The sequence below is a fragment of the Tsukamurella ocularis genome, from assembly GCF_965138335.1.
In the GTDB taxonomy this organism is placed as follows: Bacteria; Actinomycetota; Actinomycetes; order Mycobacteriales; family Mycobacteriaceae; genus Tsukamurella; species Tsukamurella ocularis_A.
This window is the reverse complement of the sequence record NZ_CBCSDV010000051.1, coordinates 1-13983: the sequence shown is the minus strand read 5'-3', so window position 1 is coordinate 13983 and position 13983 is coordinate 1. Positions and strand designations below refer to the sequence as shown.

Below are 13983 nucleotides of genomic sequence, written 5' to 3'. Positions count from 1 at the left end.
GGACCGAACGCTGGGTGGGGGCGGCGTGGGTCCCACCGGAGCGCGGCCCGGGCTACCTCTCGCGGGGGGCGTACGAGGCCAGGCCCAGCGCGACGACGGTGAGCTGGCGGGTGGTGCGGTCGATGAGCTCGGCCTCGTCGCGGGTGTTGCGGGCGTCGATGCGCACCAGCTCGGCGACGAAGCCCAGCATGATCGTGACGTAGAGGTCGGCGGTCATGTCGAGGTCCTCGACGCTCCATTCGCTCAGCGCGGGGATCCGCGAGAGATCGTGGGTGAGCTCCTTCGCGAAGAGCCGCAGCTCCACGTCGATCGCCCGCTGCAACTCGGGGGAGCCGCCGTAGCGCTCGCGCACGAGGAACTGGAACTCGGCGTCGTTGGCGCGGGCCTGCTTGGCGACGACGCGGATCGCCTCCGCGCCGCTCGGGGCCACGCCGTCGCGCCGGCCCTCGCGCAGCATGCGGCGCAGCACCCGCATCGCGTCCTCGACCAGGGTGACCCCGAGATCGTCCATGGACGCGAAGTGGCGGTAGAAGGCGGTGGGCACCACGCCGGCCGCCTTGGCGACCTCGCGGAGCGACAGGCTCGCGAACGAGCGTTCACCGGCCAGGGCCAGCGCCTCGTCGAGCAGAGTCTGGCGCGTGCGCTCCTTGGCCTCCGCCCGCGACGGCCCCGGGGTGTGCCGTTCGACGGCGCGCGGGGACGGTCTGGGCATGGGATCGAGTCTATCGCCCCTGCGTCGGGGCGGTGCCGCGGAGGTTGTGGCCGAGGTCACGGAACAACTTCTTGACGGGGAGCGGACGACTGCGTGCATACTGTGAGTGTACAAGCGTGCACTGAACGGAGAAACACAGCCATGAGCCGCTTCACCCGATTCGCCGGATCCGTCGTCGAGGCCGTGCTGACGCCCCACGCCGTCGACCGCTACCTCGAGCTCGTCGATCCGATGGTCACGTGGACCGACATCCGCGGCCGCGTCACCGCCGTGAGCCGCCGCACCGACCGCTCCGTGACCTTCACTGTGACGCCCACCCGCCAGTTCGAGGGCTTCGTGGCCGGGCAGTTCATCCAGGTCAGCGTCGTGGTCGACGGCGTCCGGCAGACCCGTTGCTTCTCGCCCGCCGGCTCGCAGCACCAGGGCGGCGAGCTCGAGTTCACCGTGACCGCGGACGCCGAGGGCCACGTGAGCAAGCACCTCCGCGAGCACCTCGCGGTGGGCGACGTGCTGGGCCTCACCCCGGCCGCCGGCACCTTCACCCTGCCCGGCACGCCGGGGAACCGCCCCGAGCGGATCCGCCTCATCAGCGGCGGCAGCGGCGTCACACCCGTACTCTCGATCGTGCGCACGCTCGTGGACGAGGAGCACGCCGGCGCGATCGACGTGCTGCACTTCTGCCGCGACGCCGCCGACAACCCGTACCGGGAGGAGCTCGAGCGCCTCGCCCGCTTCCGGAACGTCTCGGTCACCTACGTCTACACCCGCGCGGGCGGCCGCCACCTCGGCCCCGAGCATCTGGAGGACCTCGGCGACATCGGCTTCGCCTGCGGCCCGGCCCCGCTGCTCGAGACCGCGAAACAGCTGTACTCCGACGCCGGCGTCGAGCTCCGCGTCGAGGAGTTCACGCCGCCGGTCGCGGCGGCACCGTCGGGGGAGGCGACCGGCACGCTGCGCTTCACCGAGGCCGGCACCGAGGTCGACAACGACGGCCGCAGCATCCTCGATCAGGCCGAGTCCTCCGGCCTGTTCCCCGAGAGCGGCTGCCGCATGGGCATCTGCTTCTCCTGCACCGCCGTCCGCAAGTCCGGCTGCACCACCAACATCCTCACGGGCGAGAGCAACGACGAGCCCGACCAGCACATCCAGCTCTGCGTCAGCGCGCCCGTCGGCGACGTCGAGATCGCGCTGTAGCCCACCATCTTCGAAGGGGAGTCCATCATGACCGAGCACATCACCCTCACCGCCGAGCAGGTCGAGATCATCGGCGAGCGCTTCGACGCCATCCGCACCCGCGTCCTGAACGACCTGGGCGCCAAGGACCGCGAGTACATCTACAAGATCGTGCGCGCGCAGCGCGGCTTCGAGATCGCCGGCCGCGCCATGATGTACCTGCCGCCGCTGTGGCCGCTGGCCGTGGGCTCGCTCGGCGTGTCGAAGATCCTCGACAACATGGAGATCGGCCACAACGTGATGCACGGCCAGTACGACTGGATGCGTGAGCCCGGCCTGAACTCCCGCGAGTTCGAGTGGGACACCGTGTGCCCCGCCGACCAGTGGAAGCACAGCCACAACTACCTGCACCACACGTTCACCAACGTCCTCGACATGGACCGCGACATCGGCTACGGCATCCTGCGCATGGCGCCGGAGCAGAAGTGGCACCCCTACTACCTGGGCAACCTCGCCTACGCCGGCGCGCTCATGGTGCTGTTCCAGTGGGGCGTCATGCTGCACGACCTCGAGGCCGAGCGGATCGTCAAGGGCGAGCGCAAGTGGGGTGACATCAAGGAGCTCGTCGCCGGCATGCGGCGCAAGGCCGGCAAGCAGGTCCTCAAGGACTACGTCATCTTCCCCGCGCTCACCGGCCCGCTGTTCCCGCTGACCTTCCTGGGCAACATGTCCGCGAACCTGATCCGCAACCTGTGGACCTTCTCGATCATCTTCTGCGGCCACTTCCCGTCGGGCGTGCAGACCTTCACCAAGGAGGAGACGGCCGACGAGACCCGCGGCGAGTGGTACGTCCGGCAGATGCTGGGCTCCGCGAACATCGACGGCGGCCGCCTGTTCCACATCCTCAGCGGCAACCTGAGCTTCCAGATCGAGCACCACCTGTTCCCCGACATCCCCGCCAACCGCTACCCGGAGATCGCCGCCGAGGTCCGCGCGACGTGCGAGGAGTTCGGCCTGCCCTACAACACGGGCTCGCTGCGCGGCCAGCTCGGCTCGACGTGGAAGAAGATCGCCAAGCTCTCGCTGCCGAACCGGTGGACCAAGCAGGAGCCCGAGCTCGCCGTGACCATCGAGCGCGCCCGGCACGAGGAGGCCGCGCGCGGCGCCCTCGCCAAGGCGGGCTGGCAGCGGGCCACCGAGCGTGAGATGGTGTCGGTCTAGGACCGACGGCGGAAGGGCGCGGACGTGGGCAAGCTCGAGCGGCGCAAGGACGCGGCGCAGGAGACCGTCGAATCGACGGCCATCCGCGTCGGCCGGATCGCGACCATCATCACCACCGCCGTCGCCGATGTGGCGCGGGAGATCGGCGACGCCGTGAGCGACGCCCTCGAGATGCGGCAGGCCGCCAAGGCCGCCGCCGCCGACGAGGCCCGCACCGCGACGCCGCCGGCGGCGCCCGACGGGGAGATCGCTCCCCGCTCGGAGGCCGCGCCCCACGGGGAGGTCGCGCCCGACTCGGCGCCGGCGCCCGGCACCGATCCCGCGTGAAACCGGTCGAATCCGGCCCCACGAACCGCTGAGCGGCTCGGAGGGCCGGATTCGCCGTTCTCGCAGTCAGTCGCCGCTGCAGCAGTGCGACTTCTTCGGACCCGACGGGACGTCGAGCGCGGGATTGCGGTCGAAGAAGCCGACCGGCTTGAGCTTGAAGCCGGCGTAGTCCACCGGCATCACGGGCCAGTCCTCCGGGCGCGGGAAGTGGGTCAGGCCGAACGTGTGCCAGAGCACCACGTCCTCGCCCTCGATCGGCCGGTTCCCCGCGATGTACGACGGCAGGCCCGCGTCGCCGGGGTTCTGGTTCACGTAATCGCCCGACGGGTAGCGCTGTGCCTCGTCGTAGCGGGTGACCCACAGGTGCTTGGTCGCGAACGCGGCGCGCGCGGCGATCGAACTCGACGGGTCGGCGAGCAGCGCCGGCTGCCCCTCGGGGTGCAGCGCGTAGCCCACCTCCTGGCCCAGGTAGTTCTTCTTGTTCGGGTTGGTCACGTGCCACACCCGCGCCGCGAGGTTGTCCGCGAGGCGGGCACCCTCGCCCTCGGTGGCGAGCACCGTCTTCCGCTGCCGGAAGGCGTTGCCCCACGGGTTCTCCGGGCCCACCGGCACGCGCACGGCGTCCACCTCGGTCACCGTGTTCGTGGTGCCGTCCACCGCCATGTCGAGGCGGGCCGAGAACATGTGCTGGTGGAAGGGCGCCCCCAGGCCCGGCGCCATCTCGGTGGAGAAGCCCTCGGGGCCGCGGTAGGCGGAACTGAAGACGATGCCGGTGGCCTTGGCCTCCAGCTCAATGGTGCCGTCCAGGTAGAGGTACCAGTAGAAGCCGTAGTCGTAGTTGCCGATGGTGAGGAAGAAGGAGATCACCAGGCGACGCGAGCGGCGGGTCTCGGCCATGCCGTTGAACATGTCGGTGTGCTTCCACAGCACGCCGAAGTCCTCCTCGTGCATGCAGATCGCGTTCTTCATCACGCGCGGCTCGCCCTGTTCGTCGGCGATCACGGCGTCGAAGTACTGGATCTCGCCGAGGCAGTCGCAGCCCAGCTCCAGCGCATTGGTGTAGCGGCCGAACAGGTACTCGCCCTGGTCGAAGTAGTTCTGCCAGTAGCGGACCGGCGAGGGATCGGCGTACGGCACCACCATCTCGGCGATCGACGCGCGGTACACGACGGGCCGTTGCACGCCGCCGTCGGCGACCGACAGCGTGTGCAGGGTCAGGCCCTCGCGCACGTCGAACCCGAACCGGAACTTCCAGTCCGCCCAGGTGATCTCGTTGCCGTCGATGCGGTAGCTGGGGCCCTCCGGCTGCGTGATCTCGATGGGCTTGAGATCGGTGCGGGCCGCGGGGGTGCCGTGCGGCGCCGCGTCCCACTCGCCGCGATCGGCGGGGACGGGGAGCTCGATCTCGTCGATCACCTTCGTCACGCGGCCCTCGGTGAGATCGACGTACGCGACCACGCCGTCGATGGGGTGCGCCCAGGGGAGATCGGCACCGTCGTCCTGATGGAAGGCGAGCACGCGGCACAGCCGGTGCCCCACCTCGTCCTCGTGACCGAACACGCCGGCGGAGAGGGGGACCGCGCGGACCTTCGCGGGATCGATGGTGCGCTTGCGCATCGCCGCGAGCCAGTCGGGGCTGTCGAGGAGGTACTTCTCGATGTCCTCGAACTCCTCGTCGATGATCGGGACCTGGCCCTGCGTACGGGGATCCAGCTGCACGGAGCTGACGACGGCGCGCTCGGTGATGGAGACGACGTGGTCCGATCCGGCCCCGGTGGCACGGTCCAGCAGCATCACGCGGGCGCGGCGCTCGATCGGATCGCCCGCGGCGAAGGAGAGCACCACCTGCTTGTGCGGCTCCTCCAGGCCGACGTAGACGAACCGGACGGCCGCGCCGAGTAGCCCGGCGTCGCCGAGAACCTGCTTGGCGGTGCGGATCTCGTGCGCCTGCAGCGGGACCAGGGGATGCGTGACCGGGATCGTGGCGGTGGATCCGCCGGTGTCCGTGGTGTCGAGGGTGGTGCTCATCGTGCGATCTCCTTCTCGGGTTCTTCAGGGGTGATTGCTGTTCCGCCGGGGGTCGGCGACGGGGAGGAGCGGGGCCGGGCCGCCGCGGGCCGCAGCAGCGCCATGACGACGCCGCCCAGGAAGACGCCCACCAGGAGCGTGCCGACGACGGCGGCCAGCGGGCGGGATCCGCCCACCAGCAGGGGCATGTTGGCGACGGTCATGACCAGGAGCACGCCGAGGCCGGCGAAGCCGAGCCCCGGGGCGATCAGCGTGTTCCAGGGGCGGTCGTCGCCGGGGTTGCGCCGGAAGTAGGCGAGGACCGCGACCGACGTCAGCGTCATCAGCGCGACCACGCCGACCGAGGCGATCCCGGCGAACCAGGCGAAGACCTCGGTCACGGGATCGAGGCCCGCGGCCGCCGAGACCACCACGAGGACCATCGCCGAGACCGTCTGCACCACCGACGCGACGTGCGGCGAGGAGTGCCGGACGTGCGAGCGGCCGCACCGCGCCGGCAGCGCGGCGCTGTTGCCCAGCGAGAAGATGTACCGCGCGAGCACGTTGTGGAACGACAGGAGCGCCGCGAACAGGCTGGTGATGAGGAGGACCTCCACGAGATCGCCCGCCGCCGACCCGAGGTACCTCACCGCCGTGTCCACCACCATGCCCTCGGGGTTCGCGGCGGCGAGCGCGACGGCACCGTCGTCGCCCCAGGCGGTGACGACCGACCAGCTGGAGAGGGCGTAGAAGCCGCCGATCACGAGCAGCGCCAGGTAGGTCGCGCGGGGGATGGTGCGCTCGGGATCGCGCGCCTCGTCGCGGAAGACGGCCGTGGCCTCGAAGCCGATGTAGCCGGCGACCGCGAAGATCAGCGCGACACCGGGCGCGCCGGACAGGAAGGCCGCCGGGTGCAGCGCCGCCGTCGACGGCCCGGACTGCCCGCCCGCGAGGAGCACGGCACCGTCGATCGCCAGCACGATCCCGACCTCGCAGATCAGCAGGACGCCCAGCACCTTGCCGGACAGGTCGATGTGGCGGTAGCCCAGGAGCGCCACCACGGCCATCGTCGCGAGCGACCACACGTACCAGGGCACCGACGGTCCGCCGTGGCCGGCGACGAAGACGTCGAGCGCCGCGCCGATGTAGCCGTACACGGCGCCCTGCACCGCGGTGTAGGTCAGCAGCGCGAGGAACGCAGCGCCGAGGCCGACGTGCCGCCCCAGGCCGTGCGTGATGTAGGTGTAGAAGGCGCCGGCGCCCGGCACGCGCCGCGACATCGCGGTGAAGCCGACGGCGAAGAACAGCAGGATCACGGTGCAGACCAGGTACGACGCGGGATAGGCGGCGCCGTTGCCGGCGGCGATGCCCAGCGGCACCGTCCCCGCGATCACGGTGAGCGGTGCGGCGGCCGCGACGACCATGAAGACGATGGCGCCGGGCCCCAGCCCGCCGGACAGGCGGTGCGGTGCGGCGGCGGCCTCGGGCGACGTCGGCATGTCGCGGTCCTCTCCGGAGACGGGATGAAAGACATTGCGGGCCAGGGATTACGGACGATCCGCGGTGGCGGCCCGACCCGGCGATGCATCCACCATAGGCACGGGATGTGGCGCGTGTCACTGCTTTTCGCGGGTGGGAATCCGCCTGCGGCGCATTCTCATTCGAACCGGGAACCGCACTGCGCGCGATTCTCATTCGAACCGTCGGCATCGCGCCACGTCACGCGCGCCGCGGGCGGCCCGCGCCGGCGTCCGAAGCTCCGCGCCGCGGTCCGGATTCTCATTCGAGACCCGAAGAAGTTCATCGGGATTCGACGCGAACGGGTGCGCCGTCGGCTAGCGTGCACGCAGGGTTCCGGAGAGCAGGTGTGAGGTCGTGGCGGAGTCGTCGGGCATCAGAGCGAGGTCGCCCGTGGTCGGCCTGCCGCGCGGGCGCCTCTCGCAGATCCAGGTGCTCGCGCAGTCCGTCTCCGCGGTCGCACCGTCGGCGGTGATGGTCACCCTGCCTGCGCTGGTCATGGCGCAGGTCGGCAGGGGCGTCATCGCGGTCTTCGTCGCCGCCACGCTGCTCATCGCCGCGGTCGGCTACTGCGTCCGCCAGTTCGCCACGCGGATGGCCGCGGTGAGCGGGCTGTACAGCTACACCGTCAAGGGCCTCGGGCCGACGACCGGGTTCGCCGCGGGATGGTCGCTGCTCGTGGGCTACGGAGCAGCGGCGATGGCCAGCCTCGTCGGCGCCGGGAGCTACCTCGCGGCCCTGCTCGGCCGAGCCGGGCTGCCGAACGGCATGCCCGCCACCGTGGCGTTGTCCGCGGCGACGGGGATCGTCGCGCTCCTGCTGATGCTGCGGGGCGTGCAGCTCTCCGCGAAGATCATGATCGCGATCGAGGTCTTCGCCATCCTCGCGGCGTCGGCGGTGCTCGTGGTGGCGTTCGTCGCCGGCGGCGGGACGTCGGGCGGGCCGGGCCCGAGCGCACCGTCGGGCGGCGCCGGCGCGGCGGGCTTCGCCGTGCTCCTCGCGATCACGGCCTTCGTCGGCTTCGAGAGCGCCGGCACGGTCGCGCGGGAGGCCCGGCACCCGTTCGTCACGGTCACCCGCGCGATCCGGTGGACCCCGATCGTCGTGGGCGTGCTGTACCTGTTCGCGGCCGCGCTACAGCTGCCCGAGTCCGCGCGCCTCGGCACGGACTCGCTGCGCATCGTGCTGACCCTCCCGGACCGGATCGGCGGCGGATCGTCGGTCCTCGCCGCCCTGATGGAGGCCGGCATCGCCGCGTCCTGGTTCGCCTGCGTCCTGGGGTCGGTCACCGCACTCTCGCGGACGCTCTTCGCGATGGGCCGGGAGGGCGTCTTCCCCGGCCTGGGCCGCACGCATCGCCGGTTCGGGACGCCGGCGGCGGCGCTGCTGACCACGATGCCGCTGATCGTCGCCGTCCCGGTGGTCTGCCTGCTCGTGAGTGCGTCGAGCCGCGGGACCCTCGTCGCGCTGCTCGCGGTCTCCGCGCACGGCTACATCGTGGCCTACGTGCTGGTGTGCATCGCCTCGCCGGTGTTCCTCCGGCGGATCGGCGAGTCCACGCGCGGCGCCACCGTGCTCGGCAGCGCCACCGCCGCGTGCCTGGTGGGGCTGATCGGCTGGGTGGCCGTCACGTCGTGGGGCCGCGCCGAGGGCGCCTCCACCGTGGTGTACCTCGCGATCATGGCCGCCGGCGCCCTGGTGCACACGGTCCGGATCCGCCCCCGTCCGGCGATCGCGCGGCGGATCGGGGTCTACGACGAGACCACCGAGGCCGACGTGCTCGGGCCCTATCCGCCGTGGGCGGTGCGCCGATGACCGCCCGCGAGAACGCGCTGTCCGGGCGGCAGCCCAAGGCCGTCATCAGCGCGCTGCGCGTGCTCGAGGAGGTCGCGCGCGGGGGCGCCGGCATCACCGCCAAGGAGATCGCGGAGCGCCTGGGGATGCCGTCGGCCACGACCTACCGGCTGCTGACGATCCTCGTCGGCGAGGGGTACATCGTGCGCGTGCCGGATCTCTCGGGGTTCGCGCTCGGCCGCCGGATCGGCGTCATCCTCGACGCGGCGGTCGCACCGTCGGTGTGCGCGGCCGCCCGCGACGTCCTCGCCGAGGCCCGGCTCTCGGTGCGGTTCGGCGTGCAACTCTTCTACGTGACCGGCAGCGGCGTGCGGGCCGCCGATCTGGACCCCGAGTACCCGCCGCAGGAGTCCGAGCGTTTCCTCAACGACCACCTGTACGCCTGCGCCGTCGGGAAGCTCCTGCTCGCCGAGCGGGACGACCCGGAGCACCCGGCGCCGCGCGCGCTCACGCGCAGGACGCCGCCCGACGCCGCCGCCCTCCGCCGCGACCTCGACGCCGTCCGGGCGAACGGCTACGCCGCGCAGGTCGGCGAGATGCGGGAGGACACCGCCTGCGTCGCGGTGCCGATCCGGTCGCGCGAGGGCGCGCTCGTGGCCGCGCTCGCGCTGTCCGGGCAGGCAGCGCACGCGCCCGTCATGGTCAAGCAGGTCGAGGCGCTGCGCGTGCACGCGGATCGCCTGGCGCCGCTGCTGTCCTGAGGGCCGGGACCGACCCCGGCCGGAACGGAGCGAGCCCCGATCCCTGGTGGGATCGGGGCTCGCTCGTCGTGCGGGATCAGTCCTGGTGCGGGGGACGCGGCCGGGGGCGCGGCCCCTCACCGGNCGGGCCCTGCGGGCGCGGACCCNGCGGGCCGCCGGGGCCCTGCGGCCCCTGCGGACGCGGCGGGTACGGCTGGCGCGGGCCCTGCGGGCCCTGTCCGCCCTGCGGCCCGCCCGGACGCTGCTGCCGCGGCATCGAGCCGCTCGGGCCCTGACCGATCGGGCCGCTCGGGCGGGGCGCGCCCGGTCCCTGCGGGCGGCCGGGACCCTGCGGCCCGGGAGGCGGTCCCTGACGGTGCCGCGAGCCCGGCCCGGGCCCCTGCGGCCCGCCCTGCTGCGGGCCGCGGCCCGGAACCGGCTGCTGGTAGCTGCGCGGATCCTGCGGCGGGCGCTGCGTGGGCGCCGACGGGCGCGGCGGCAGCTCCAGCCGGCCCGAGAAGCCGGGCGGCGGGCCGGGGCGGCGCGGGCCNGGNCCGACCGGGGTCGGCCGGGCCGGACGCACGTCGGGCAGGTTCGACGGCGGGTGGAGCCTGCCGTCCTCGGGCACCGCGGGCGCCCGCACGGCGGAGACCGGCGCACCCGCCCCGACCAGCTCCGGCGCGGCCTTGCCCGGGCCGGCGGTGGCGGGCTTGACCGACGACAGCGGGCGGCCGTCGCGGGTCTCGGCCGGCAGCGAGGTCTCGCCGAGGCCGACGGCCTCCTGGATCTTGCGCATCCAGACCGGGGCCCACCAGGAGTCGTCGCCGAGCAGCTTCATCACCGCGGGCACGAGCACCATGCGGACGACGGTCGCGTCGATGAGCAGCGCGAACATCAGGCCGAACGAGACGTACTTCAGCATCACCAGGTCGGAGGTGGCGAAGGCCGCCGCGACGCAGGCGAGCAGGACCGCCGCCGCGGTGATGATCCGGCCCGTATTGGCCGTACCGGCGCGGATGGCCTGGTTCGTGGTGGCGCCGCCCGCCCGTTCCTCGATCATGCGGGAGATCACGAAGACCTCGTAGTCCGTACTGAGGCCGAAGACCACCGCGATCACCAGCACCAGGACGGGCGCCATCATCGGGCCCCCGGTGAAGTTGAACAGGTCGCCGCCGTGACCGTCGACGAACATCCAGGTGAGGAAGCCGAGGGTGGAGCCCAGCGACAGCAGCGACATGAGCACCGCCTTGATCGGCAGCGTCAGCGAACCGAACGCCAGGAACATCGCGATCGTGGTCACGAGCACCAGCAGCAGGAGCAGCATCGGGAGCAGGCTCAGCATCGAGTCGATCGAGTCGTACTGCAGCACCGGCATGCCGCCGACCAGGAAGCCGACGCCCTTGCTCGCGTCCGCGCCGTCCATCGTGATGGCGCGCAGCGCCTTCACGGCCTCGCCGACGGCCTCGGTGTCGTTCGGATCCTGCATGCTGCCGACCGACGTGCGGACCGAGACCTCCTGGCCGCGCACGACGAGCTTCTCGGACGTGCCCTTGGCCGTGGTCACGGCGTCGGTGGCCGCGCCGAACTTGGGGGAGTTCGGGTCGGCGGGGTTCGCCCGGGTGAAGCCGGGGATCTTGTTCGCCTCGTCGAGCACCTGCTTGACCTGCTCGTCGCTGGCGTTGGTGAAGACGATCTTGACCGGCTGCCCGGTGTTGTCCGGGAAGAGCTCCTGGAACTTGTCCTGCGTCTGCCGGGTCTCGTTGGTCGGCGGCAGGTAGGTCTGCGAGATGCCGCCGAACTGCAGGCCGACGATCGGGATGCAGATGGCGAGCAGCAGCGTGACCACGGCGACGATCGCGGTCTTCGGGCGCTTCATGACCGCGTCGGTCACCTTGCCCCACATGCCGGCCTCGATGTTGGCCTTGGTCTTCGCCCGGCCCGTCTTCTCCGCGGCCCAGTGGATGATGCCGCCGATGAGCGGCAGGTGCCACTTGTCGAAGATGGTGAGGAACCAGTGGAAGCTCAGGGCGAAGACCCGCGGGCCCAGCACGCCGAGCATCGCGGGCAGCAGCACGAGCGAGAGCAGCGCGGCGATGAACACGCCGAGCAGCGCGCCCGTGGCCATCGAGGTGAGCAGGCCCAGCGGCGAGATGTACAGACACGCCAGGGCGGCGACGATGAGGAGCGATGACATCACGACGGTGCGGCCGGCTGTCATCACCGTGCGTCTGACCGCGGTCGGTGTGTCGTACCCCTCGTCCAATTCCTCTCGGAACCGGGACACCATGAACAGGCCGTAGTCGTGGGCGATGCCCAGGCCGATGAGCGAGATGATCGGCCCGACGAACAGGTTGACGTCCGTGAAGTCGGCCATCACCGAGGCCACCGCCATCGCGGCGCCGATCGTCATGACGCCGATGATCATCGGCAGCACGGCGGCGACGATGCCGCCGTAGACGAAGAAGAGCACGATCGCGACCAGCGGGAGCGCGATGATCTCGGCCTTCTTCTGGTCCTTCTGCACGCCCTCGGTGACCTCGGAGGTCACGGGCACCAGGCCGCCGACCTTGGCGTCGAAGACCGGCTTGTTCGCGTCCGACTGGAGGATCTCGTTGAGGGGCTTCTGGATCTCCACCCAGTCCTTGCCGCGCTGCGTGTCGTCCGCCGACTTCATCGGGAGCGTGAAGAAGCCCCAGGTGCCGCCGTCGGCGTCGGTGCGCGTGAACTTCTTGTACAGCCCGTCGTTCGCCTGGGGCGCGCCCGGCGCGAACATCGTGTAGCTGAGCGAGCTCTCCTGCGGGTCCTTCTCGTTGACCGGGTTGAGCTTGGCGTCGTCGCCGGTCGCGAACTTCGCGAGGACGTCCTCGCGGGTCTTCGCGACCGCCTGCATGACGTCCTCGTCGGAGATCTTCTTGCCCTCCGCGGGCTTGATCAGCACCAGGATGTCGGGCTGCATCTCGCGGCCGTTCGCCTTGTCGGTGACCTGGGCGGACGCCACGGAGTCGCTGGCCTCGTCGTAGAGGCCGTTCATCTTCGTCTTGGCGCCGAGCCCGAGGAAGCCCCAGACGCCGGTCGCGGCGATGGACACGAAGAGGACCGCGATGATCGTGTATCGGAACGCGTACGTGAAGCGTCCTATAGCTGCGAACAAGCGAAAATTCCTTTCCGGTGAACCGGTTCTAGGGCTAGGCCCGGTTCGAAAGTAGCGAGGACAGGGGACGGAACGGCTGCAGCCACGCACCCTCGTCGGGCAGCGAATCGAGGCTCACCCGTGGCAGCGGCTCGCGGAACACCCCGGCGATGTCCTCGAGATCGACGAACTCCAGAGTAGGGGACGCCAGCGCCCAGGCGGCGTGCTCACGGAACCCGAGGACGGTTACCGGTACGCCGCTTGCGGAGATCTCCTCCAGCGGCTCGCGGAAGGCCTGGCCGTCCGCGGAGGCGACGAGCAGCCCGCCGAGGCCCGGCGAGTACCGCCGGACGTCGATGTGGTCGAGCATGTCCTCGTCGACGTCGCTGTCGTCGTCGATCTTGGGCTTGGCGAAGACCGCGTAGCCCACGTTGCGCAGGGCCTCGACCCACGGCCGCACCACGTCGGCGGTGCCGGGCGCGATGTTGGTGAAGACGGTGGCCTCGGGCTCGAGCCGGGCGTCCGTGTCCGATTCCAGGCCGGCCGTGTACTCCAGCAGCCAGCGGCCCAGCGCGTCGAAGCGGGGGCGGTGCGCGGCCGTCGGGCGGCCGCCCAGGATCGAGCCCAGACCCATGTCGAGGTTGGGCGCGTCCCAGACGAGCAGGACGCGCTTGGCGACGTCGGGCTGCGGGTCGGCGGGTGCGTCGAGCGGCGTCACCGCACCTCTCCTTCCTCCACGCGTTCCCAGACGAACTCGTGGATGTCGCGGCCCACCTGCGCGGCCTTGTCCTGGAACTTGGTCACCGGGCGGTCGACGGAGATCGGCAGCCCGGCGTCGGCGAGCCGCGGCGGCAGCACCACGGGCCGCAGCAGCGGCTCCGAGGGTGCGGTCTCCGCAATCGCCTCTGCATAGTCTGCATGATCCGTGGCCACGTGCAGAATCCCTCCGACCCGCAGGCGGTCCGCGATCAGCGCGAACATGCGCGGCTGGAGCAGCCGGCGCTTGTGGTGGCGGGCCTTCGGCCACGGGTCCGGGAAGTAGACGCGCACGCCGGTCAGCGTGCCCGGCGCGATCATGTCCTCCAGCATCGCGACGCCGTCGCCGCGCACCACCCGCACGTTCGTCAGCTCCGCGCGCTGCACGGCGCCCACCAGCTGGGCGATGCCGGGCAGGTAGACCTCCACCGCGACCACGTCGTTCTCCGGCTCGGCCTGCGCCATCGCCCAGGTCGAGGTGCCGGTGCCGGAGCCGATCTCCACGATGAGCGGCGCGGTCCGCCCGAACCAGGCCTCCGCGTCGAGCGGATGCGACGGTGCCGGGAAGGCCCCGTCGGGCAGGCCCCCGTCGGGGAGGGGGGAGG

11 protein-coding genes are annotated in these 13983 nt (G+C 71.6%); 5 read left to right on the top strand and 6 right to left on the bottom strand.

The features are described 5' to 3' along the window. Positions 1–52 precede the first annotated feature (52 nt). Positions 53–712 (bottom strand): TetR family transcriptional regulator, encoded by a 660-nt coding sequence (locus tag ACNAYW_RS23895; protein WP_415852092.1) that lies wholly within the window; start codon positions 710–712, stop codon positions 53–55. 141 nt (positions 713–853) lie between these two features. On the opposite strand from ACNAYW_RS23895, the gene ACNAYW_RS23890 reads away from it, so the two are divergent. Genes ACNAYW_RS23890 through ACNAYW_RS23880 form a run of 3 tightly spaced genes read left to right on the top strand, consistent with a single transcriptional unit; the run spans position 854 to position 3433 of the window. Then, positions 854–1906, top strand: a complete 1053-nt coding sequence (locus tag ACNAYW_RS23890) for a flavin reductase family protein (RefSeq protein WP_415852091.1) — start codon at positions 854–856, stop codon at positions 1904–1906. A 27-nt stretch (positions 1907–1933) separates the two neighbouring features. Continuing rightward, complete coding sequence (locus ACNAYW_RS23885) at positions 1934–3106, top strand: fatty acid desaturase family protein (RefSeq protein WP_415852090.1); 1173 nt, start codon at positions 1934–1936, stop codon at positions 3104–3106. A gap of 24 nt (positions 3107–3130) precedes the next feature. Next, positions 3131–3433 (top strand): hypothetical protein, encoded by a 303-nt coding sequence (locus ACNAYW_RS23880; protein ID WP_415852089.1) that lies wholly within the window; start codon positions 3131–3133, stop codon positions 3431–3433. A 66-nt stretch (positions 3434–3499) separates the two neighbouring features. Here the strand turns inward: ACNAYW_RS23880 and ACNAYW_RS23875 are convergent, their stop codons facing one another. Both ACNAYW_RS23875 and ACNAYW_RS23870 read right to left on the bottom strand, forming a co-directional pair. Beyond that, complete coding sequence (locus ACNAYW_RS23875; RefSeq protein WP_415852088.1) at positions 3500–5461, bottom strand: primary-amine oxidase; 1962 nt, start codon at positions 5459–5461, stop codon at positions 3500–3502. Beyond that, entirely contained in the window at positions 5458–6939 is a 1482-nt protein-coding gene (locus tag ACNAYW_RS23870; protein WP_415852087.1) for an APC family permease, read from the bottom strand. Before ACNAYW_RS23870 ends, ACNAYW_RS23875 begins: the two co-directional genes overlap by 4 nt. Positions 6940–7315: 376 nt before the next feature. Between ACNAYW_RS23870 and ACNAYW_RS23865 the strand changes: the two genes are divergently transcribed. Together ACNAYW_RS23865 and ACNAYW_RS23860 are read left to right on the top strand one after the other, a co-directional pair. After that, positions 7316–8773, top strand: coding sequence for an APC family permease (locus ACNAYW_RS23865; protein WP_415852086.1), 1458 nt, complete (start codon positions 7316–7318; stop codon positions 8771–8773). Beyond that, a complete protein-coding gene (locus tag ACNAYW_RS23860; RefSeq protein ID WP_415852085.1) occupies positions 8770–9513 on the top strand; it encodes an IclR family transcriptional regulator in 744 nt (247 codons plus the stop codon). Before ACNAYW_RS23865 ends, ACNAYW_RS23860 begins: the two co-directional genes overlap by 4 nt. A 533-nt stretch (positions 9514–10046) precedes the next feature. On the opposite strand, the gene ACNAYW_RS23855 is transcribed toward ACNAYW_RS23860, so the two are convergent. The 3 genes from ACNAYW_RS23855 to trmB all read right to left on the bottom strand — a co-directional run. Next, the coding region (locus ACNAYW_RS23855; protein WP_415852093.1) for an MMPL family transporter at positions 10047–12166 on the bottom strand (2120 nt) is incomplete at its 3' end. Positions 12167–12677: 511 nt separating this feature from the next. Beyond that, positions 12678–13340, bottom strand: coding sequence for an NYN domain-containing protein (locus tag ACNAYW_RS23850; protein WP_415852084.1), 663 nt, complete (start codon positions 13338–13340; stop codon positions 12678–12680). Then, positions 13337–13983, bottom strand: a 647-nt coding sequence (gene trmB / locus ACNAYW_RS23845) for a tRNA (guanosine(46)-N7)-methyltransferase TrmB (RefSeq protein ID WP_415852083.1), incomplete at its 5' end; no start/stop codon positions are given. The genes ACNAYW_RS23850 and trmB, both read right to left, overlap by 4 nt.